Source organism: Bradyrhizobium manausense (assembly GCF_001440035.1).
In the GTDB taxonomy this organism is placed as follows: domain Bacteria; phylum Pseudomonadota; class Alphaproteobacteria; order Rhizobiales; family Xanthobacteraceae; genus Bradyrhizobium; species Bradyrhizobium manausense.
Genome location: NZ_LJYG01000110.1, coordinates 199,941 through 220,492 on the forward strand (window position 1 = coordinate 199,941; position 20,552 = coordinate 220,492).

General features: G+C 65.3%; 18 protein-coding genes and 1 pseudogene. 13 read left to right on the top strand and 6 right to left on the bottom strand.

Features of this window, described 5'->3' with window-relative positions:
• The 3 genes from AOQ71_RS35325 to AOQ71_RS35335 all read left to right on the top strand — a co-directional run.
• The coding region (locus AOQ71_RS35325) for a PA0069 family radical SAM protein (RefSeq protein WP_063958334.1) at positions 1-1,071 on the top strand (1,071 nt) is incomplete at its 5' end.
• 84 nt (positions 1,072-1,155) lie between these two features.
• The gene (gene rnhB, locus AOQ71_RS35330) at positions 1,156-1,929 is read left to right on the top strand and encodes a ribonuclease HII (protein ID WP_057757267.1); all 774 of its coding nucleotides are present in this window, start codon (positions 1,156-1,158) and stop codon (positions 1,927-1,929) included.
• A 99-nt stretch (positions 1,930-2,028) separates the two neighbouring features.
• Complete coding sequence (locus AOQ71_RS35335; protein WP_057757159.1) at positions 2,029-3,537, top strand: glycosyltransferase family 39 protein; 1,509 nt, start codon at positions 2,029-2,031, stop codon at positions 3,535-3,537.
• A gap of 127 nt (positions 3,538-3,664) precedes the next feature.
• Here AOQ71_RS35335 and AOQ71_RS35340 read toward each other — a convergent pair whose 3' ends face one another.
• Positions 3,665-4,471 carry a uracil-DNA glycosylase gene (locus AOQ71_RS35340; RefSeq protein ID WP_057757160.1) on the bottom strand — a complete coding sequence of 269 codons (807 nt, stop codon included), beginning with the start codon at positions 4,469-4,471 and terminating at the stop codon, positions 3,665-3,667.
• A 136-nt stretch (positions 4,472-4,607) separates the two neighbouring features.
• On the opposite strand from AOQ71_RS35340, the gene AOQ71_RS35345 reads away from it, so the two are divergent.
• The 3 genes from AOQ71_RS35345 to AOQ71_RS35355 all read left to right on the top strand — a co-directional run bounded on the left by AOQ71_RS35345 (position 4,608) and on the right by AOQ71_RS35355 (position 9,371).
• On the top strand, positions 4,608-6,269 hold the full coding sequence (locus AOQ71_RS35345) for an electron transfer flavoprotein-ubiquinone oxidoreductase (RefSeq protein ID WP_057757162.1): 1,662 nt from the start codon (positions 4,608-4,610) through the stop codon (positions 6,267-6,269).
• A 309-nt stretch (positions 6,270-6,578) separates the two neighbouring features.
• Positions 6,579-8,375, top strand: a complete 1,797-nt coding sequence (locus AOQ71_RS35350) for a tetratricopeptide repeat protein (protein ID WP_057757165.1) — start codon at positions 6,579-6,581, stop codon at positions 8,373-8,375.
• Positions 8,376-8,486: 111 nt separating this feature from the next.
• Complete coding sequence (locus AOQ71_RS35355) at positions 8,487-9,371, top strand: 4-(cytidine 5'-diphospho)-2-C-methyl-D-erythritol kinase (RefSeq protein ID WP_057757167.1); 885 nt, start codon at positions 8,487-8,489, stop codon at positions 9,369-9,371.
• Positions 9,372-9,478: 107 nt separating this feature from the next.
• On the opposite strand, the pseudogene AOQ71_RS35360 reads toward AOQ71_RS35355, so the two are convergent.
• The 4 genes and pseudogenes from AOQ71_RS35360 to AOQ71_RS35375 all read right to left on the bottom strand — a co-directional run bounded on the left by AOQ71_RS35360 (position 9,479) and on the right by AOQ71_RS35375 (position 13,738).
• Positions 9,479-10,347 (bottom strand): annotated as a pseudogene (locus AOQ71_RS35360) (alpha/beta fold hydrolase).
• A 137-nt stretch (positions 10,348-10,484) separates the two neighbouring features.
• Positions 10,485-11,747, bottom strand: a complete 1,263-nt coding sequence (gene fabF / locus AOQ71_RS35365; protein ID WP_057757169.1) for a beta-ketoacyl-ACP synthase II — start codon at positions 11,745-11,747, stop codon at positions 10,485-10,487.
• A gap of 1 nt (position 11,748) precedes the next feature.
• The gene (locus tag AOQ71_RS35370; RefSeq protein WP_057757171.1) at positions 11,749-12,264 is read right to left on the bottom strand and encodes a winged helix-turn-helix transcriptional regulator; all 516 of its coding nucleotides are present in this window, start codon (positions 12,262-12,264) and stop codon (positions 11,749-11,751) included.
• Between the two features lie 466 nt (positions 12,265-12,730).
• Positions 12,731-13,738 carry a polyprenyl synthetase family protein gene (locus AOQ71_RS35375; RefSeq protein WP_057757269.1) on the bottom strand — a complete coding sequence of 336 codons (1,008 nt, stop codon included), beginning with the start codon at positions 13,736-13,738 and terminating at the stop codon, positions 12,731-12,733.
• A 132-nt stretch (positions 13,739-13,870) separates the two neighbouring features.
• Between AOQ71_RS35375 and AOQ71_RS35380 the strand changes: the two genes are divergently transcribed.
• The 6 genes from AOQ71_RS35380 to glyS all read left to right on the top strand — a co-directional run bounded on the left by AOQ71_RS35380 (position 13,871) and on the right by glyS (position 19,528).
• Positions 13,871-14,098 carry a putative signal transducing protein gene (locus AOQ71_RS35380; protein ID WP_057757173.1) on the top strand — a complete coding sequence of 76 codons (228 nt, stop codon included), beginning with the start codon at positions 13,871-13,873 and terminating at the stop codon, positions 14,096-14,098.
• A complete protein-coding gene (locus tag AOQ71_RS35385) occupies positions 14,091-14,858 on the top strand; it encodes a tRNA1(Val) (adenine(37)-N6)-methyltransferase (protein ID WP_057757175.1) in 768 nt (255 codons plus the stop codon). Before AOQ71_RS35380 ends, AOQ71_RS35385 begins: the two co-directional genes overlap by 8 nt.
• Before the next feature lie 216 nt (positions 14,859-15,074).
• Positions 15,075-15,983, top strand: a complete 909-nt coding sequence (locus AOQ71_RS35390) for a S49 family peptidase (RefSeq protein ID WP_057757177.1) — start codon at positions 15,075-15,077, stop codon at positions 15,981-15,983.
• A gap of 104 nt (positions 15,984-16,087) precedes the next feature.
• The gene (locus AOQ71_RS35395; RefSeq protein WP_057757179.1) at positions 16,088-16,279 is read left to right on the top strand and encodes a hypothetical protein; all 192 of its coding nucleotides are present in this window, start codon (positions 16,088-16,090) and stop codon (positions 16,277-16,279) included.
• Positions 16,280-16,493: 214 nt separating this feature from the next.
• A complete protein-coding gene (locus AOQ71_RS35400; RefSeq protein WP_057757180.1) occupies positions 16,494-17,429 on the top strand; it encodes a glycine--tRNA ligase subunit alpha in 936 nt (311 codons plus the stop codon).
• Positions 17,429-19,528 (top strand): glycine--tRNA ligase subunit beta, encoded by a 2,100-nt coding sequence (gene glyS / locus AOQ71_RS35405; protein ID WP_057757182.1) that lies wholly within the window; start codon positions 17,429-17,431, stop codon positions 19,526-19,528. The genes AOQ71_RS35400 and glyS overlap by 1 nt, the downstream gene beginning before the upstream one ends.
• 229 nt (positions 19,529-19,757) lie before the next feature.
• On the opposite strand, the gene AOQ71_RS35410 is transcribed toward glyS, so the two are convergent.
• Positions 19,758-20,111 carry a DUF1236 domain-containing protein gene (locus AOQ71_RS35410; RefSeq protein WP_057757270.1) on the bottom strand — a complete coding sequence of 118 codons (354 nt, stop codon included), beginning with the start codon at positions 20,109-20,111 and terminating at the stop codon, positions 19,758-19,760.
• A 222-nt stretch (positions 20,112-20,333) separates the two neighbouring features.
• Between AOQ71_RS35410 and AOQ71_RS44285 the strand changes: the two genes are divergently transcribed.
• Positions 20,334-20,489, top strand: coding sequence for a DUF3096 domain-containing protein (locus AOQ71_RS44285; protein WP_083514732.1), 156 nt, complete (start codon positions 20,334-20,336; stop codon positions 20,487-20,489).
• Positions 20,490-20,552: the final 63 nt, after the last annotated feature.

Genomic DNA, 20,552 nt, shown 5'->3' on the forward strand with positions numbered 1-20,552 from the left:
GTCGCCATCGACCGCCAGCGCAGGCGGGGGCGGGGCGCCCAGTCCAACGCCAGTGGCCGCTATGAGGCCGAGGCGCGCGTCGCCTTCGACGATGGCTGGCAGAGCCTGGACGATCTGCCGCCGTTCAAGACCATTGTCGGCGTCGACACCTCGCGCAAGGTGATCACCCGCAACGACTCGCCCGACATCGGCTTCGACCGTTCGATCAATCCCTATCGCGGCTGCGAGCATGGCTGCGTCTATTGCTTCGCGCGGCCGACGCACGCCTATCTCGGCCTGTCGCCGGGGCTCGACTTCGAGGCAAAGCTGTTCGCCAAGCCGGAGGCGCCTGTTCTGCTCGAGAAGGAGCTCGCGGCCGCAGGCTACGAGCCGCGGATGATCGCGATCGGCACCAACACCGATCCCTACCAGCCGATCGAGCGCGAGCGCAAAATCATGCGCGGCATTCTGGAGGTGCTGGAGCGCACCGGCCATCCCGTCGGCATCGTCACCAAATCCGCGCTGGTCGTGCGCGACATCGACATTCTCGCCCGCATGGCCAAGCGCAACCTCGCCAAGGTCGCGATCTCGGTAACCTCGCTCGACCCGAAGCTCGCCCGGACCATGGAGCCGCGCGCCTCGACGCCGCCGAAGCGGCTGGAGGCGCTGAAGCAGCTCTCGGAGGCTGGCATCCCCACCACGGTGATGGTCGCGCCCGTGATCCCCGCCCTGAACGATTCCGAGATCGAGCGCATCCTCGATGCCGCGGCGCATGCCGGTGTCAAGGAAGCCTCATACGTTTTGCTGCGGCTGCCGCTGGAGGTGCGCGATCTCTTCCGCGAATGGCTGATGGCGAATTATCCGGATCGCTATCGCCACGTCTTCACCCTGATCCGCGACATGCGCGGCGGCCGCGACTACGATTCGAAATGGGGCGAGCGGATGAAGGGCACAGGCCCGATGGCCTGGACCATCGGCCGCCGCTTCGAACTCGCCTGCGACCGGCTTGGGCTGAACAAGCGCCGCTCGAAGCTGACGACGGATCATTTTACCAGGCCGAAGCAGAACGGCGAGCAGCTCAGCCTGTTCTGAGGCGCGAGGGGCGGGCGCTGAATAACGGGAATTGCGCGGAGTTCCCGGTTGCGCCGGCGAGCCGGCTTGCGCACGATCCCGGCCATGATTCGGGACAAGTCCGCCAAGAAGCCAGTCAAGGATGCGCCAGAAAAGGCTCCTGAGAAGAAGGCTGCGCCCGTCAAGGCAAGCTTCCGCCGCGAGCGCGCGCTGATCAAGCGGGGCATCTGGCCGGTCGCGGGCTGCGACGAGGCCGGCCGCGGGCCGCTCGCCGGCCCCGTGGTGGCGGCTGCGGTGATTTTGGATCCTGATCGCATCCCGCGCGGCATCGACGATTCCAAGCGCCTGACGGCGGAAGAGCGCGAAAAGTTGTTCGACAGGATCTGCGCCACCGCGCAGGTCTCCGTCGCCGTCGCTTCGCCCGCGCGGATCGACCGCGACAACATTCTGCGCGCCTCGCTGTGGGCCCTGAAGCGCGCGGTGGTCGCGTTGCCCGAGCCTCCGAAGCTCGTCTTCGTCGACGGCCGTGATCGCCTCGACACGGCTTGCGACTGCGAAGCGGTGATCGGCGGTGACGGCATCGTGCTCTCGATTGCGGCGGCCTCCATCGTCGCCAAGGTGACCCGTGACCGGCTGATGTGCGCGCTGGCGCAGGATTGCCCCGGCTACGGCTTCGAGCAGCACAAGGGCTATGCCGTGCCCGAGCATCTCGACGCGCTCGACCGTCTCGGCCCCACCATCCACCACCGCAGCTTCTTCGCCCCCGTCGTCGCCGCCCGCGCCAAGCACATGCCCTGGACCGTCGAGCCGGTGCAGGATCTGTTCTCCGTCACCGAGGTCGAGACTGCAGTTGAAATCGAGGCTTCAGCGGGCCTCTAGCGCACACCGAAGTTGCCACGTCGCGTGGCGCGCTTTATCAAAACAGCTGTGAGCGAATAGGGCCGGCTGGACGGGTTGGCTGCATCTTGCGGGCGTTGCATGCGGTTTACCTCCCTGGTCATCGAGCTCATTCGCGCCCGGCCGCGGTTGATCGTCTGGATTGCCGTGCTGCTGCAGGCCACGATGTGGCTGCTGGTGGCGCTGTTGTTCTACCGCAGCCCGCCCGGCAATCTCGCGACCCTGCTGGCCTTTGGCCGCGAATATCAGGTTGGCACTGATCTCGGCCCGCCGCTGTCGCTCTGGCTCGCCGATATCGCCTATCGCGCCGCAGGCGGCCATGTCTTCGGCGTCTACGTCCTTGCCGAGCTCTGCGAGATCGCGACCTTCATCGCGCTGTATCATCTGTCGCGGGCCGTGGTTGGCAGCCAGCAGGCGGTGCTCGCCGTGCTGCTGACCATGACGGTGCTGGCCTTCTCCTCGTCCGCGCTCGACTTCGGCCCCTTGGTCCTCGCCCGGCCGCTCTGGGCGCTGCTGCTGCTGCATTCCTGGCAGATCATCGGCCAGCGTCGCGGCAATGCCTGGTTCGCCTGGTCGATCGAGGCGGGCCTTCTGCTGCTGACCACGCCGGCTGCGGTCTTCCTGCTCGCGCTGCTCGTCATCTTCGCGCTCTCGACCGCCGGCGGCCGCCGGACCTTGCGCGCGCTCGATCCGCTGTTCGCACTCGTCGTCGTCGCGGTGCTGGCGCTGCCCTATGCGGTCTGGCTGATGCGCGCCCAAACGCTGGCGCTGCCGGCCTTGCCGCAAACGGCCGACCTCGGCGCCCGTGCGATCCACGCCGCCTGGCTGCTCGGTGGGCTGGTGTTTGGCGCGATCGCGGTGCCGGTGCTGAGCTTCCTCAACACACCCCTGTTCGCCGGCAAGAGCGAGGAGGCGCCGATCATCTACCGCCCGCCGGTCGAGCCGCTCGCTCGCAACTTCGTCTATTTCTTTGCACTCGCGCCGGCGCTGGGGGCGGTCCTGATCTCCGGCCTGTTCGGGTTCGAGACTGTCGTCGGCGGCGCCGGCGTCGTGCTGGTCATGTCGGGCCTCGCCATGGTCGTCATGGCGGGCGATCTCATCGCCATGCGCCGCGCGCGGATGTTGCGCACGGTATGGGCGGCGGCCGTCATCGCCCCTGCCGCCGGCGTCGTGCTGGCCGTGCTGTTTCTGCCCTGGACCGGCACCGGCGAGATCGCGACCTCGATGCCGGCGCACGCGATCTCGGATTTCTTCGACGAGAGCTTTGCCCGCCGCACCAACCATCGCCTGCGCGCGGTCGCCGGCGAGACGCAGCTTGCGAGCCTGATCACGCTGCATTCCGGACGGCCGCATCTCTTCATCGATGCCAATCCTGCGCGCACACCGTGGATGTCACAGGCGAAATTCAGCGAGAGCGGCGGCGTCGTGGTCTGGCGTGCGTCCGATACTGGCGGCACCCCGCCGCCCGAAATCCTCGCACGCTTCCCGGGCATCGTGCCCGAAGTGCCGCGTGCCTTTGAATGGCTGGTCAATGGCCGTCAGGGATTGCTGCGCATCGGCTGGGCGATCGTACGGCCGAAGGGGGCTTAGCGACAACCGCAGAAATCGTAGGGTGGGCAAAGGCGCAAAGCGCCGTGCCCACGTCAGGCCGATCCGTCGTCACGATTTAGGTGGTGGGCACGCTTCGCTTTGCCCACCCTACGAGAGCTACGGGAGCTCACGCGCCAGCCAACGCCTTCGCAATCGCCCGCAGATCCTGCCAGGCCAGCCGCTTGTACGACGGCGAGCGCAACAGATAGGCCGGGTGGAAGGTCGGCAGCGCGCGGATGGTGCGTTGGCCGGTGTCGTAATCGAACCAGCGCCCGCGCGTGCGCATGATCCCCTCACGGGTCGAGAGCAGTGTCTGCGTCGAGGGATTGCCGAGCGTCACCAGCACATCCGGGTTCACCAGCTCGATATGGCGCTGGATGAAGGGCAGGCACACTTGCGTCTCCTGCGGTGTCGGCGTGCGGTTGCCCGGCGGCCGCCAGGGGATGACATTGGTGATGTAGGCCGTGCTGCGGTTCAGTCCTATTGCGCCGATCATCAGATCGAGCAGCTTGCCGCTGCGCCCCACGAACGGCAGTCCCTCGATGTCCTCGTCGCGGCCCGGCGCTTCGCCGACGAACATGATGCGCGCCTGCGGATTGCCGTCGGCGAATACCAGCCGCGTCGCGGTGTGCTTTAGCGCGCAGCCTTCGAAGTTTTGCATCAGCTCGCGCAGGGCCTCGAGCGTTGGCGCCGTGCGTGCCGCCTCGCGCGCCGAGGCGATCGCAACGTCGGGCGCCGGTGCGGCGTCGCCGCGCATCACCGCAGGCGCGGCGATGGGCCGCGGCGCTTCGATCGGTGCCGCGCGCGGGGCTGGCGGCGGGGCGTCTAATTCCGCCAGGCGGTCGACCGGTTCCTCTGCGAGCGCGCAATCGACACCGGCCTCCAGATAGAAGGCGAGCAGTTCACGGACGGTGGGTGCGGGCTCGGGGATCATTGGGAAAGTCAGACTATTAGTTCATCTTAAGGCGCCTTGCATCCCAGCGGAACGCATTTCCGTGGTTGTCCTACCCGGAAAAATCGGAAACAAGGGGGCGCAAATGACAAGGAACCGTCTCAAGGGCTGAGATCAGATGAGCATCGAAGAACTTCCCCCGCGCGAATCCATGGAATTCGACGTCGTCATCGTCGGCGCCGGCCCCTCAGGCCTGGCTGCAGCGATCCGGCTGAAGCAGCTCAACGCCGATCTCAACATCGTCATCGTGGAGAAGGGCTCCGAGGTCGGCGCGCATATTCTCTCCGGCGCCGTGATCGATCCGGCCGGGCTCGACAAGCTGATCCCTGACTGGCGCGAGGATTCGGATTGTCCGCTGAAGACGCAGGTGAAGGACGACCGCTTCTACTGGATGACGACCGGCGGCGCGATCAAGCTGCCGAACTTCATGATGCCGCCGCTGATGGACAATCATCACTGCTATATCGGCTCGCTTGGCAACGTCTGCCGCTGGCTGGCACGCAAGGCGGAGGCGCTCGGCGTCGAGATCTATCCGGGCTTTGCCGCCGCCGAAGTGCTCTACGACGACAAGGGCGCGGTGAAGGGCATCGCCACGGGCGACATGGGCATCGGCCGCGACGGCAAGCCAAAGGACTCCTTCACCCGCGGCATGGAACTGCTCGGCAAGTACACGCTGTTCGCCGAAGGCGCGCGCGGCAGCCTGACCAAGCAGCTCATCAACAAGTTCGCGCTTGATGCCAAGAGTGAGCCGCCGAAATTCGGTATCGGCCTGAAGGAAGTCTGGCAGATCGATCCCGCCAAGCATCAGAAGGGCCTGATCCAGCATTCGTTCGGCTGGCCGCTCGACCTGAAGACCGGCGGCGGCTCCTTTCTCTATCATTACGACGACAATCTCGTCGCGGTCGGCTTCGTCGTGCATCTGAACTACGAAGATCCCTATCTGTCGCCGTTCGACGAATTCCAGCGCTTCAAGACTCATCCCTCGATCCGCGGCACGTTCGAGGGCGCCAAGCGTCTTGCCTATGGCGCGCGTGCCATCACCGAGGGCGGCTATCAGTCGGTGCCGAGGCTGACCTTCCCCGGCGGCGCGCTGGTCGGCTGCGCGGCCGGCTTCGTCAACGTGCCGCGCATCAAGGGTGTGCACAATGCGATGGGCACCGGCATGCTGGCGGCCGAACACGTCGCGGCGGCGCTCGCGGCGGATCGTGCCAATGACGAGGTCGTCGACTACGAGAACGCCTGGCGGTCCTCGTCGGTCGGCAAGGACCTGTTCCTGGTCCGCAACGTCAAGCCGCTGTGGTCGAAGTTCGGCACCGTGCTCGGTGTCGCGCTGGGCGGCTTCGACATGTGGTGCAACACGCTGTTCGGCACCTCGCTGTTCGGCACGCAGTCCCATGCCAAGCCCGATCGCGCGACCCTCGATCCGGCCAGGCAGCACGCGCCGAAGAACTATCCGAAGCCGGACGGCAAGATCTCGTTCGACAAGCTGTCCTCGGTGTTCCTGTCCAACACCAACCATGAAGAGGACCAGCCGGTCCATCTGAAGGTGGCCGACATGAACCTGCAGAAAACCTCCGAGCACGACGTCTTCGCCGGTCCCTCGAATCGCTATTGTCCGGCCGGCGTCTACGAGTGGGTCGAGGAGGGTTCGGGCCCGCGCTTCCAGATCAATGCCCAGAACTGCGTCCACTGCAAAACCTGCGACGTGAAGGACCCCAACGGCAACATCACCTGGGTTCCCCCGGAGGGCGGCGGCGGCCCGAACTACGAGGCGATGTAAGAGGGACGTCGGATCACAAAGCGTGATCCGGCGCAGGTTCGCCGTGAGGACCCCGGCTGCGGCTCCCCGCCGCGGCCACGATAAGGCCATAGTACCGTCGTCTTGGGGCTCTCTTGACGGTCACTTGAACCGTCACTTGGCCGATTTGGGGCGTGCGGAGGGGATCGCCCGGTCCGAATCCTTGCGGTGAGGCGCCAAAAGCGGCATTGTCCCGACCCGACGGTTCCGGGTCACATGTCGCCGGCCGCGTTCGCGCGCGAGACGGCCTTTGCTTTAAACCCAGGCACTACCAACTCAAGGCGAGCCCTGATGTTTTCAAATCGTTTCAACCGCTGGACTGCTGCTGCCATCGTTCTTGCCGGCTCCGCGATCGTGGCGGTCCCCGGCGCGGTGCTGGCGCAGACGCCGGATCATCCGGCCGACACGGCGGCACAGTTTCCGACCCGAAACGATCTGAAGTCGCTCACCACCGCCGGCAGCTATCTCGCCGCCCGCCACGCCAGCGTCGAGCGCGATGCGACCTCGGCCGCCGCCTTCTATCGCTCTGCGCTGCGGACCGACCCAAAGAACAACGAGCTGCTCGACCGCGCCTTCATCTCCTCGGTCGACGACGGCGACATCGACGAAGCGGTCAAGCTCGCCGAACGCATCCTCACCATCGACAAGACCAATCGCGTCGCGCGCCTCGTGGTCGGCGTGCATGACCTGAAGTTGAAGAAATATCCGAGCGCGCAAAGCAACATCAACCAGTCGATTCGCGGACCGATCACCGATCTCGTCGCGACGCTGCTCTCGGGCTGGGCCGCCTATGGTGCCGGCGATGCCAAGGCGGCGGTTGCCACCATCGACAAGCTGGCGGGCCCGGAATGGTATCCGCTGTTCAAGGACCTGCACACCGGCATGATCCTCGAGAACGCTGGCAAGGAAAAGGAGGCGGGCGTCCGCTTCGAGCGCGCCTACAAGCTCGACGATTCCATGCTGCGCGTGACGGAAGCCTATGCGCGCTGGCTGTCGCGCAACAAGGACGCGGCCTCGGCGACCGCGATCTATGAGGCCTTCGACAAGAAGCTCGCCCGTCATCCGCTGATCGTGGAAGGTCTGCGCGAGACCAGGGCCGGCAAGAAGCTGCCGTCGCTGGTCGATTCCGCACAGGCCGGCGCAGCCGAGGCGCTCTACGGTATCGGCGCCACCCTGACCCGCCGCGGCGGCGAGGATCTGGCCCTGGTCTATCTCCAGCTCGCGCTCTATCTGCAGCCCAGCCATCCGCTGGCCCTGCTCTCGCTCGCCGATCTCTATGAATCGGTGAAGCGGCCGCAGATGGCGATCAAGATCTATGAGCGGGTGCCGTCGTCCTCGCCGCTCAGGCGCAACGCGCAGATCCAGCTCGCCATTGACCTGGATTCCGCCGACCGCAGCGACGAGGCGATCAAGATCCTCAAGGGCGTGACCGCCGAGGACCCCAAGGATCTCGAGGCCATCATGGCGCTCGGCAATCTCCAGCGTGGCCGCAAGAAGTTCGGCGACTGCGGCGCGACCTATTCGCAAGGCATCGATGTGCTGCCGGCAGGCAACGACAAGGCCAACAGCGTCTGGTACTATTATCGCGGCATCTGCGAGGAGCGCTCCAAGCAGTGGGGCAAGGCCGAAGCCGACATGAAGAAGGCGCTCGAGCTGCAGCCTGACCAGCCGCATGTCCTCAACTATCTCGGCTATTCCTGGATCGACCAAGGCGTGAACCTCGACGAAGGCATGAAGATGATCAAGCGTGCCGTCGAGCAGCGTCCCGACGACGGCTACATCGTCGACTCCCTTGGCTGGGCCTATTACCGCATCGGCAACTACGAGGAGGCGGTGAAGAACCTCGAGCGCGCGATCGACCTCAAGCCCGAGGATCCTACCATCAACGACCATCTCGGCGACGCCTATTGGCGCGTCGGCCGCACGCTGGAAGCCAAATTCCAGTGGGCGCATGCCCGCGACCTCAAGCCCGAGCCGGACGATCTGCCGAGGATCGAAGCCAAGATCGCCAACGGCATGACCGAGGACAATTCGAACTCTTCAGCCGCGCAAGCGGACAAGAAGAAAGACGACGGCAAGGGCGGCTAAGCTGCGCATGATCCGGAAAAGTGTACTTGCGGTTTTCCCGCGACAAACGCGGAACGCGTTTGCGCAGAGATCATGCGCACAACGAATGATGTGATTGGGGGCGTATCGCCGATGCCGGCGTTGATTGAAGAAGGGCGCGCGAAGGTCAACTTGAGCCTTCGCGTGGTCGGCCGTCGCGCTGACGGCTATCATGATCTCGAAAGCGTGGTTGCGTTTGCGGATTGTGCCGACCGGCTGACTCTGGAGCCGGGCGACGAGCTCACGCTCGCCACCACAGGGCCGCTCGCAGCGGCCTGCGGCGAGACCTCAGACAATCTCGTGCTCAAGGCCGCCAAGCTTCTGGCCGATGCCGTGCCGAATTTGAAGCTCGGCGCCTTCGCGCTCGACAAGGTCTTGCCGGTTGCAGCCGGTATCGGCGGCGGGTCGGCGGATGCCGCGGCGGCGCTGCGCCTGCTCGCGCGTCTCAACAATCTGTCGCTCGACGATCCCCGCCTGCAGGCGGTCGCGCTAGCGACCGGCGCCGATGTGCCGGTGTGCCTGCTCTCGCGCGCCTGCGACATGACCGGCGTCGGCGAGCAGCTGCTGCCGCTGGCGTTGCCCAGCATGCCCTGCGTCATGGTCAATCCACGCGTGCCGGTTGCGACCAAGGACGTGTTCAAGGAATTGGGACTGCGCAACGGCGAATTGCTGGTCGGCGCCACCTCGGTCCTCGGAGCTCCGGCCTGGCCGGACGAGGGCGGATCAATCTCGGACTGGGTTGAGGTTCTCGAGACAGTCCCCAACGATCTCGAGGCCCCTGCGCTCCGCATCGAACCTGTCATCGGCGACGTGCTAGACGCTTTGCGCGCGTCCGCTGGCGTCAAGCTGGCTCGCATGTCCGGCTCGGGCGCGACGTGCTTTGCGATCTATGGCGCGGCAGCCGACGCGCATGCCGCCGCAGAGAAGATCCGCAGCGATCACCCCGGCTGGTGGGGGCATGCGGGCACGTTGAGCTAGTATTTTCTGAGGGAAGGTCTCGTAGGGTGGGCAAAGGCGCGCAAGCGCCGTGCCCACGATCTCTCGCCAATCGCGACAGGTGGTGGGCACGCTACACTTTGCCTACCCTACGGTAGCTCGCCAAGCCCAAGAAATTTCCGAATCTCACCCAGCACCTCTTCCGGCTTGTCGTGCTGCAGCCAGTGCCCGGCCCCCGCGATGGTTTCGACGCGCGCCTGCTGGAAGTAGCGCTCCAGGCCCGCCGACCGCGAGCCTGCCAGGAAGCTTTCGCCGGCGTTCAGCAGCAACGTCGGACAGGCGATGCGCGACCATAGCGCGATGTGATCGTCCGGCCAGAGCCGGTGCGGTGCGCCGGCCCGCTGATAGGGATCGAATTTCCAGCTATAGGTGCCGTCCTCGTTCTGTCGCGCGCATGCGTTGCGAGATGCAGCGCAAGGTCGCGGGAGAGGCGCTTGTTGTGGAGCACCATCTGCGCGGCCGCGTCCTCGAGCGTCGCATAGCGGCGCGGGGTGCGGTCGTGCAGCCTGTCGAGCTGGCTGACCCATTTGCCAATGCGCTCATGCGTCGGGGCTTTCGGCGAATCCGGCAGCATCGTCACGCCGCCGAGCACGACGAGCTTGTCGACCAGTTCGGGGAACGATCCCGAGAAGATCAGGCTCACCATGCCGCCCATCGAATGGCCGATCAGTGTCACGCGAGGCGCCGCGATGCTGCGGGCGAGCTGGACGAGATCGTAGACATATTCGGTCAGCGCGTAGCTGCCGCCTCTGGTCCAGTCGGAATCGCCGTGGCCGCGTAAATCCGGCGCGATCACATGGAAGTGCGGATGCAGCGAGCGGGCGATGGCGTCCCAGCTCCGGCAATGATCGCGGCCGCCGTGAACCAGAATAAGCGGCGGCGCGCCCGCGTTGCCCCAATCGGCATAATGCAGCCGCAGGCCGTGAGATTCGTAGAAGCGGCTTTGCGGGTCGAGCATCGGGTCGCGATCCCCTGGACTGACGGCAGATGTCCTCACCTAGCCTGCTGCCGGGCATTCGACAAGCGATCGCTCACGTTCGCTTCGGAATCGTTCCGTCGCCAGGCATCGGCTGATGCGCCGAGCTCCCGCGCCCGCTAGCCCATGTGGCGGAAGATCGCGCTGGCGTTGACTCCACCAAAGCCAAAGCCGTTCGTGATCGCGTGCTGCATCGGTAGCGCACGTGCGGCACCGGCAACGATATCGATCCCTTTCGCGCCCGCATCCGGGTTTTCGAAATTGAGCGTCGGCGGTGCGATCTGGTCGCGCAGGGCAAGCACGGTGAAGATCGCCTCCAGTCCGCCGGCGGCCCCGAGCAGATGGCCGGTGGCCGATTTGGTCGCGCTGACCGCGATGGATTTGTTGCGGCCGAACAGCGCGCCGATGGCACCGAGTTCGCTGTCGTCGCCGGCGGGCGTCGAGGTCGCATGCGCGTTGAGATGCTGCAGATCGCCGGGCGCAAGGTTCGCCTGCCGGAGCGCGATCTCCATGGCGCGGCGGGCGCCGTCGCCATCCGGCGGACCCGACGTCATGTGATAGGCATCGGCGGTGGTGCCATATCCAACAAGCTCGGCGATCGGCGTCGCGCCGCGCGCCAGGGCATGGTCCAGCTCCTCGATCACCAGGATGCCGGCGCCTTCACCCATGACAAAACCGTCGCGGTCACGATCGAACGGACGCGAGGCGCGTGTGGGCTGGTCGTTGAAGGCGCTCGACAGCGCGCGAGCTGCCGCAAAGCCGCCGAGGCTGACGATATCGATGCAGGCTTCGGCGCCGCCGCAGATCGCGACATCGGCATCGCCCGCGCGGATCATGCGCGCGGCGTCGCCGATCGCCTGCACGCCGGCGGCACACGCCGTGACGGGCGTGCCCAGCGCGCCCTTGTAGCCGTATTTGATCGAAACGTGGCCGGCGGCAAGGTTGGCAAGGAAGGAGGGGATCGTGAACGGCGACAGCCGGCGCGGGCCGCGTTGTTCGGTGATGCGCACCGCTTCCGCCATCGCGGGAAAACCGCCGACTCCAGAGCCGATGATCGTTGCGGTCCGCTGCAGCGACGCCACATCCTGCGGTGCCCATTTGGCCTGCGCGACCGCTTCCGCGGCGGCGAGTAGCGCGAACAGGATGAAGCGATCCATCTTGCGCTGGTCCTTTGGCGCAGCGGCCGTCGCCGGATCGAAGCCGCCTTCGGCGTCATCGGCCTTGTCGGGCACGAGCCCGGCAATGCGCGCGGGCAATGCCTGCGACCATTGCGGCAGCGTGCGCAGCCCGCTTTGCCCCGCGAGCAGCCGGCGCCAGGATATCTCGACACCACAGCCGAGCGGCGACACCGCCCCCATTCCCGTCACGACGATACGAGGCATGTCAGTCTCCAGCCGGCGCGAGGTCCGGATTCATGGCTTTGAGCGAGGTAAGCCGCCGCCGCATCAGGCGGCTCGCGGCAGGACCCGCGATCACCACGGCATTGGCGAGCGTGATCGGCTGCCGATCGGTCGCATCGACCACGACCGGATCGAGCGGCCGACGATCGTCGCGGGTCGCCAGCAGGATGGATTCGCCTTTCGGCGCGAGATGCTTGTTGCCCCAGGCGAGCAGCGTCGCGATCACGGGAAAGAAATCCCGTGCCTTGTCGGTCAGCACATATTCGTAACGTGGCGGCCGCTCCTGGTAGCGACGACGGACGAACATGCCGGTCTTGGTGAGATGGGCAAGGCGTCGCGACAGGATGTTCGGCGCAATGGAGAGATTGCGCTCGAACTCGTCAAACCGCGTCGAGCCCTGCAAGGCATCGCGCAGGATCAGGATGCTCCACCATTCGCCGACCGTCTCCACGGCGCGGCCGATCGGGCATTTCTGGAGGGAAGGGGATTTGGGCTGCATGGCGGGGAAGGTAGGGGAGTGACTTGCGAAATGCAAGTTACTAGGTGCACTTGCCGAAACGGCTGCGTTGGTGAGATAAGACTGCCAGTTATGTGGTGGGCGTTTGCTAGTCAATTGCGTGCCCCGGACGCGGCAACGCGAAGGGCGTTGCTGCGCGTCCGGGACACGAAAGTTGAGCGACGGCCGCGCGCCATACTCGGTCATTGCGAGCGCAGCGAAGCAATCCAGGCTCTTTCCGTGGAGGGATTCTGGATGGCTTCGCTGCGCTCGCAATGATGTGAAGAGAGCGATTCCAACAAATCTATCCCGTCACCCTGAGGTGCGAGCGCAGCGAGCCTCGAAGGGCGAACGGCCAGGATGCATCTCGGCCGTGCATCCTTCGAGGCTCTCCATGGGACGCGTTGCGTCCCATGGAGAGCACCTCAGGGTGACGGAATTGATAGCGGAGGCGGAACGCGAGTCGTGCCTAATGCGATCGTGCCAAACAGAACGCCACCACCTGCTCCAGCGCGCTCTTCATCGGCGACGACGGGAACAGCGCGAGTGCGTCCACCGCCATGGCGCCGTAGTGCTGGGCGCGGCTCAGCGTGTCCTCGAGCGCGCGGTGCTTGTTCATCAGGCCGATGGCGTGATCGAGGTCGGAATCACCGATCTCGCCGCGCTCGAGCGCCTTGATCCAGAAAGCGCGCTCGGTGTCGTTGCCGCGGCGGAAGGCGAGCACCACCGGCAGCGTGATCTTGCCCTCGCGGAAATCGTCGCCGGTGTTCTTGCCGAGCTTGGCGCTCTTGCCGCCATAGTCGAGCACGTCGTCGACGAGCTGGAAGGCGATGCCGAGATTCATGCCGACCGAGCGGCAGGCGGTCTGCTCCGCCTTCGGGCGGTTGGCGATCACGGGGCCGACCTCGCAGGCCGCGGCGAACAGCTCGGCGGTCTTGCCGCGGATCACGGCGAGATATTCGTCCTCGGTGGTCGCGGTGTTCTTGGCGGCCGCAAGCTGCATCACCTCGCCCTCGGCGATGGTGGCCGCGGCAGCAGACAGGATGTCGAGGGCGCGCAGCGAACCGACCTCGACCATCATCCGGAAGGCCTGGCCGAGCAGAAAGTCGCCGACCAGGACGCTTGCCTCATTGCCCCAGAGCATGCGCGCCGACAGCTTGCCGCGGCGCATCTCGCTCTCGTCGACCACGTCGTCGTGGAGCAGTGTGGCGGTGTGCATGAACTCGACGGAGGCAGCGAGCTTGATGTGGCCGTCGCCGGTGTAGCCGGCGAGGTTGGCCATGGCCAGCGTCAGCATCGGCCGCAGCCGCTTGCCGCCGGAGGAGATCAGGTGGTTGGCGACTTCCGGGATCATGGTCACGTCGGATCCGGTCCGCGACAGGATGGTGGCGTTGACGCGCTCCATGTCAGGGGCAACAAGGGCAACCAGCTCTTCGATCGACGCGCCGGGGGTTTCGAAAGGTACGATGACGGCCACGCCGGTCTCCAATATTTGCCCCGGAAGGGCTATTCTGATGGAAGGACAATAGAAACTGGACGGGGATGCGGCAAGGGCTGTGGAACCATTGACATTTGCCGCTTTGACCCCTTTCAGCCCAGGAGGCTCGTCTTGCGTGAACTGGTTCGGACCAACGATATCGTGCTGGTGTCGGCGATCGGCGCGCTGCTCGACGGCGCCAACATCCATCATCTGGTGCTGGACCAGAACATGAGCATCATAGAGGGCTCGCTTGGCGTCCTGCCCAGGCGGATCCTGGTCCATGAGGACGATGCCAGCGAAGCCCGGCAATTGCTGACCGACGCCGGCCTCAGCCACGAACTGCGCGGCGATGATTGACGTCGTCACAGATCTTACCGAGGATGCCTTTCTCGGCGGCCAGCTGCTGCTCAAGCAGAAGCGGACCGGCCACCGGGCAGGGCATGACGCCATTCTGCTTGCGGCTGCGACGGAGGCCCGTGAAGGCGACAGTGTGGTCGATCTCGGTGCCGGCATCGGTACGGCTGGCCTCGCGCTGGCCCGGCGCATTGGCGGCATCAATCTTTGCCTCGTCGAGATCGATCCGGAACTCGCCGCGCTCGCGCGCGCCAATGCGGCCGCGAATGCGATTGCCGCTGAGGTGGTCGTGCTCGACGTCACTGCGGATGCGCAGGCATTTGCAGCACATGGGCTCACGCCTGACAGCGCCGATTGCGTGTTGATGAACCCGCCCTTCAACGATCCCGCGCGGCACCGCGGCTCGCCGGACCAGGCGCGTTACACGGCGCATGTCGCGACCGACGAGACGCTGCATGCCTGGGTGCATGCGGCGCGGCGTATGCTTCGATCGAACGGTGTGCTCACCCTGATCTGGCGCGCTGACGGAATCGCAGATGCCTTGGCAGCGCTGTCACGCGGTTTCGGCAGCCTGTCGATCCTGCCGGTTCATGGCGAAGCGGGACGTCCTGCGATCCGCGTCCTGGTGCGCGCAGTCAAGGGCGGCCGAGCGCCGACGCGATTGCTGCCGGGCCTCATGCTCAATGATGAGTCACGGGTGCCTAAAAAAGAGGTGCGGAATATTCTGGAAGGGAGAGCGGTCCTGCCGCTGGTGGAGCCGTGACGGCTTACTGGGGAAGCGATTCCGACTGCTGTTCCGGCTGGGACGTAAAGCGAATCGCCGTAAAGAGCGCGCCCATCAGCATCAACAGCAGATAAATCTTCATGTCGTTTCCTCCGCTGCCTCATTGCAGCTTCCCAACCGGGATTCTGCAAAACACGTTCCAGGCACTAGCAATGACAGTCACGTGATAAATAAAGGTTAACCAGAGGTGACGGCATGGCCGAACAATTGAACGATCCCGAGAATTCCGGCCTGGCCGACAAGCTCTTGCAATATCTGCCGGCGCGCTTCCGCCCCGGTGCTGCGGTCGTGCCGGTGGTGCGGCTGTCAGGTGTCATCGGCGCGGTGACGCCGCTGCGTCCGGGCATGACACTGGCGGGCGTCGCCCGGGTGCTGGAGCGGGCGTTTTCATACCGGAACGCCAAGGCGGTCGCGCTGGTGATCAATTCGCCCGGCGGCTCGCCGGTGCAGTCGCGCCAGATCTATCTGCGCATCAAGCAGCTCGCGGCGGAGAAGAAACTGCCGGTGCTGGTGTTCGTCGAGGACGTCGCGGCGTCCGGCGGCTACATGATCGCCTGCGCCGGCGACGAGATCTTCTGTGATCCGTCCTCGATCCTGGGATCGATCGGCGTGGTCGGCGGCAGCTTTGGTTTTCAGGAGGCGATCAAACGGCTCGGCATCGAGCGGCGTCTCTATACGGCCGGCGCCCACAAGGCGATGCTCGATCCATTTCTCCCCGAAAACCCTGATGACGTCGCCAAGCTGAAGGCACTCCAGCGCGAGATCCACCAGATCTTCATCGCACTGGTGAAGGAGAGCCGTGGTACCAGACTCAAGGGCGCGGACGACACCCTGTTCACCGGTGAGTACTGGGCCGGCGAGACGTCGATCGCGCTCGGGCTCGCTGACGGCATCGGCGATATCCGCTCAACTCTTCGTGCCCGCTATGGCGAGAAGGTTCTCACCCCCGTGATCGCGCAGCCGACCGGACTTCTGTCCGGCCTGTTGGGGCGGAAATCGCCCGGCGCGGGCCAGCTTTCGGCCATGGAATCAATGGCCGGGCTGCCGGACGAGCTGATCTCGGCGGTCGAGACGCGGGCGATTTGGGCGAAATTCGGGTTCTAGGTCCGGCTCCCCCGCGCCATTTGGTCCGTGCTGAGCCAATTGCGGCGCAGCCCGGACTGCGCGAGAATGCGTGTGGGGGCTGAGCACGACACAAGGATCGACCGATGCCGCCGTTCGTCGCATTCGCGGGCGTCCTGGGTGGGCTTGCCGTGGTCCGCTGGGCCTACAAGACCGCACTCAGGATCAACGAAGAGCTGGAGGAGATGCGCCTGTCGCGCGTCACTGAAGCCGCCCAGATGGGGAATATCCAGACACTGAAGCGCGACCCCGTGACGGGAGCGTATCGGCCGGGATAACCGCTCCTTCCACACCCACCGTCATTCCGGGGCTCGCGAAGCGAGAACCCGGAATCTATCGAACCGCGGAGCGAACGGCGCAATGGATTCCGGGCTCGCCCTGCGGGCGCCCCGGAAGGACGGCCATTTCCGCCTCCCTTTGCCTTGATTCCCATCCCTGCCGTCGATACGGTCCCGCGCGATTCAAAACCCCCCGCGAGAGCCTGATCTGACGATGGACGCCTCATTGCCCGCCCATATGCGCCCGGACCGCTCGTTCCAGGGCCTGATCCTGGCCCTGCAGCGCTATTGGGCGGATTACGGCTGCGTGATCCTGCAGCCCTACGACATGGAAGTCGGCGCCGGCACCTTCCATCCCGGGACGACCCTGCGCGCGCTCGGGCCCCGGCCGTGGAATGCCGCCTATGTGCAGCCCTCGCGCCGGCCCAAGGATGGCCGTTACGGCGAGAACCCGAACCGGCTCCAGCACTATTACCAGTTCCAGGTGATCCTCAAGCCGTCGCCCCCGAACCTTCAGGAGCTGTACCTGAAGTCGCTCGCCGCCATCGGCATCGATTCCGCCATCCACGACATCCGTTTCGTCGAGGACGATTGGGAGAGCCCGACGCTGGGCGCCTGGGGCCTGGGTTGGGAATGCTGGTGCGACGGCATGGAAGTCAGCCAGTTCACCTATTTCCAGCAGGTCGCGGGCGTCGAATGCGCGCCGGTCGCGGGCGAGCTGACCTACGGCCTCGAACGCCTCGCCTGTTATCTGCAGGGCGTCGACAGCATCATGGACCTGAACTTCAATGGCCGCGAAGGCGCCGAGAAGGTCAGCTATCGCGATGTGTTCTTCCAGGCCGAGCAGGAATATTCGCGGCACAATTTCGAACATGCCGACACCGCGATGCTGTTCGAGCAGTTCAAGATGGCCGAAGCGGCCTGCAGGAAATACCTCGAGGCTGGCTGGAAAGACGGCAAGCGCGAGGCGCATCTGATGGCGCTGCCGGCCTATGACCAGTGCATCAAGGCGAGCCATGTCTTCAACCTGCTCGACGCGCGCGGTGTGATTTCGGTGACGGAGCGACAGAGCTACATCTTCCGGGTGCGCGAGCTGGCGAAAGCCTGCGGCGAAGCCTGGGTGCACACCGAAGCCGGTGGAGCGGCCTGATGCCCGATCTTTTGCTTGAACTGTTCTCGGAAGAGATCCCCGCGCGCATGCAGCCCAAGGCGGCCGACGACCTGCGGCGTCTGGTCACCGACAAGCTCGTCGCCGAAGGCCTGGTCTACGAGGGCGCGAAAGCTTTCGCGACGCCGCGCCGGCTTGCGCTCACCGTGCACGGCATCCCGGCGCGCCAGCCTGACCTGAAGACCGAGCGCCGCGGCCCGAAAGTCGGCGCGCCCGATGCGGCCGTGCAGGGCTTTTTGAAGGCGACCGGCCTGAAGTCGCTGGATGAGGCCAAGATCCAGCGCGACCCCAAGGGCGATTTCTACATCGGATTGATCGAGAAGCCCGGCCGCGACGCCATCGACGTGCTCGCGGAAATCCTGCCCGTCATCATCAGAACCTTCCCCTGGCCAAAATCGATGCGCTGGGGCGCGCGCTCGGCCAAGCCAGGCTCGCTGAGCTGGGTGCGTCCGCTGCACGCGATCACCGCGACCTTTGGCCTGGAGACCGAGGAGCCCGACGTCGTGAAGTTTTCCATCGACGGCATCGAGGCCGGCCAGACCACCTATGGCCATCGCTTCCTCGCGCCGTCGGCTATCTCCGTTCGCCGCTTCGAGGACTACGAAGCCAAGCTCCTCGATGCGAAGGTCGTGCTCGACCCCGACAGGCGCAAGGACGCGATCCTCACCGACGCCAAGCAGCTTGCCTTCGCCCAAGGCTTCGAACTGGTCGAGGACCAGACCCTGCTCGACGAGGTCTCGGGCCTGGTCGAATGGCCGGTCGTGCTGATGGGCTCGTTCGAGCCGGAGTTCCTGAAGACGCCCGACGAGGTGATCCGCGCCACCATCCGCAACAACCAGAAATGCTTCGTGGTTAGGGATCCCAAGACGGGGAGGCTGACCAACAAATTCATCCTCACAGCGAATATCGAGGCCATCGACGGCGGCAAGGTCATCGTATCAGGCAACGAGCGCGTGATCCGCGCGCGGCTGAGCGATGCGAAGTTCTTCTACGAGACCGACCTGAAGACCAAGCTCGAGGATCGTCTGCCGAAATTCGAGCAGATCGTGTTCCACGAGAAGCTCGGGACGCAGGCGGAGCGCATCAAGCGCATCGAGCGCCTCGCCGCCGAGATCGCGCCGCTGGTCGGCGCCGATGTTGCCAAGGCCACGCGTGCGGCGCATTTGGCGAAGGCGGATCTGCTGACGGAAGTCGTCGGCGAATTCCCCGAGGTGCAGGGCCTGATGGGCAAGTATTATGCGCTGGCGCAGGGCGAGGATGACTCGGTCGCGGCGGCCTGCGAGGAGCACTACAAGCCACAAGGCCCGGCCGATCGCGTGCCGACGGATCCGGTCAGTATCGCAGTCGCGCTCGCTGACAAGCTCGATACGCTGGTCGGCTTCTGGGCGATCGATGAGAAGCCGACGGGATCGAAGGACCCCTATGCGCTGCGGAGAGCGGCGCTGGGTGTTATCAGGTTGATCGCCGAGAACGCGCTGCGCCTGTCGCTGCTGAAGGTGGCAGCGTCCGCGCTCGCGGGCTTGTCGGTGAAGCCCGCCGATGCGGAGAAGCTCCCGAGCGATCTGCTCGCCTTCTTCGCCGATCGCCTGAAGGTCCAGCTCCGTGAGCAGGGCGCGCGTCACGATCTTGTCGACGCCGTGTTCGCGCTCGGCGGCCAGGATGATCTCTTGATAATCGTTCGCCGCGTCGATGCGCTCGGCAAATTCCTCGACACCGACGACGGCAAGAACCTGCTCGCCGGCACCAAGCGCGCCAGCAACATCCTTTCGATCGAGGAGAAGAAGGACAAGCGCACCTTCCACGGCGCGCCGGATGCTGCGCTCTACAGCCTCGCAGAGGAGAAGGCGCTGGCGAAGGCGATCGGCGAGGTGACGACGGAAGCAAGTGCCGCCGTCGCCAAGGAGGACTTTGCCGCCGCGATGCGCGCGATGGCGAAGCTTCGTCCGCCGGTCGATGCGTTCTTCGACAAGGTGCGCGTCAACGACGACGATCCGAAGGTCCGCGAGAACCGGCTAAAACTGCTGAACGAGATCCGCAGCGCCACGCGCGCGGTGGCGGATTTCTCGAAGATCCAGGATTGAAGTGCTATCGTGCGACGAACATCACCCGTCATTCCGGGGCGCGCGTAGCGCGAACCCGGAATCTCGAGGTTCCGGGCTCGGTGCTGCGCACCGCCCCCGAACGACTGTGCTTTGACAGAAAAATGCCCCGCCCGGCGGGGGGAAGACCGGGCGGGGCCTGATGTCCGATTACACTGCTCGCGCCAGCGCCGTTGATGCGGCGCGCCGGACATCTAGTTGAACAGCCGTCCTAGTCCATCACCTCGACGATGCGCCGCGAGCGCGGCTCGACCAGCACCGTCTCGCCGTTCACGACAGTGTAGCGATAGGTCGTCGCGCCGAAACGTTGCGGCACGTCATAATAAGTGATGCCGGTTTCGGGTAAGGTGGCACCGACCACGACGCGATCGGGAATATGGAAGGCCGGCACACGTTGCTCGATGACATAGTCACGGAACGCCGGCCGTTGCTCGACCGCAATCGTCGGGGTTTCCTCAACCACCACGGGTGCGCGTCCCACTGTGATTCCGGTTTGCGCCTGCGCCGCGATGGGCGCGCTGAGCGCGGCGCCAAGCACTGCGAGAGCGAGAATCCTGTTTCGCATGGGCAACTCCTTCGAATTGACTTCAGCCCGCGCCAATGACGCGACCGCTTGCCAATGCTGCGCCGCGCGCGATGTTCCGGAAAAAGCCTGCCGCATCCGCGGCAATTTCGGGCAGTTTTTGCGAAGCCGGGAACCCGTATCGACCCCTCCGCGTCTCTACGGGCGAAACCGGGTCCGCTATGATCCGCCGCGATTCGCCTCACCCCTTGGGAAAGATAATTCATGCACCTCACCGTCGCCCACATCTCGCCGCTCCTGTCGCTGCTTGCGGGCGTTCTCATCCTGGTCATGCCGCGCCTGCTCAACTTCATCGTGGCGATTTTTCTCATCCTCAATGGTGCGATCGGGCTCGGTTTGCTGAAGTGGCTCCATCTCTAGGCCTTCATTTTCCGGAACTCTTCGACTTGCGCGGGCCTGCTCAAAGTGGTGTAAGGCGCGCGA

Coding starts and splice junctions, on each gene's coding strand:
- rnhB (WP_057757267.1), top strand. CDS start 1,156: ATGATTCGGGACAAGTCCGCCAAGAAGCCAGTCAAGGATGCGCCAGAA.
- AOQ71_RS35335 (WP_057757159.1), top strand. CDS start 2,029: ATGCGGTTTACCTCCCTGGTCATCGAGCTCATTCGCGCCCGGCCGCGG.
- AOQ71_RS35340 (WP_057757160.1), bottom strand. CDS start 4,471: ATGATCCCCGAGCCCGCACCCACCGTCCGTGAACTGCTCGCCTTCTAT.
- AOQ71_RS35345 (WP_057757162.1), top strand. CDS start 4,608: ATGAGCATCGAAGAACTTCCCCCGCGCGAATCCATGGAATTCGACGTC.
- AOQ71_RS35350 (WP_057757165.1), top strand. CDS start 6,579: ATGTTTTCAAATCGTTTCAACCGCTGGACTGCTGCTGCCATCGTTCTT.
- AOQ71_RS35355 (WP_057757167.1), top strand. CDS start 8,487: ATGCCGGCGTTGATTGAAGAAGGGCGCGCGAAGGTCAACTTGAGCCTT.
- fabF (WP_057757169.1), bottom strand. CDS start 11,747: ATGCCTCGTATCGTCGTGACGGGAATGGGGGCGGTGTCGCCGCTCGGC.
- AOQ71_RS35370 (WP_057757171.1), bottom strand. CDS start 12,264: ATGCAGCCCAAATCCCCTTCCCTCCAGAAATGCCCGATCGGCCGCGCC.
- AOQ71_RS35385 (WP_057757175.1), top strand. CDS start 14,091: ATGATTGACGTCGTCACAGATCTTACCGAGGATGCCTTTCTCGGCGGC.
- AOQ71_RS35390 (WP_057757177.1), top strand. CDS start 15,075: ATGGCCGAACAATTGAACGATCCCGAGAATTCCGGCCTGGCCGACAAG.
- AOQ71_RS35395 (WP_057757179.1), top strand. CDS start 16,088: ATGCCGCCGTTCGTCGCATTCGCGGGCGTCCTGGGTGGGCTTGCCGTG.
- AOQ71_RS35400 (WP_057757180.1), top strand. CDS start 16,494: ATGGACGCCTCATTGCCCGCCCATATGCGCCCGGACCGCTCGTTCCAG.
- glyS (WP_057757182.1), top strand. CDS start 17,429: ATGCCCGATCTTTTGCTTGAACTGTTCTCGGAAGAGATCCCCGCGCGC.
- AOQ71_RS35410 (WP_057757270.1), bottom strand. CDS start 20,111: ATGCGAAACAGGATTCTCGCTCTCGCAGTGCTTGGCGCCGCGCTCAGC.
- AOQ71_RS44285 (WP_083514732.1), top strand. CDS start 20,334: ATGCACCTCACCGTCGCCCACATCTCGCCGCTCCTGTCGCTGCTTGCG.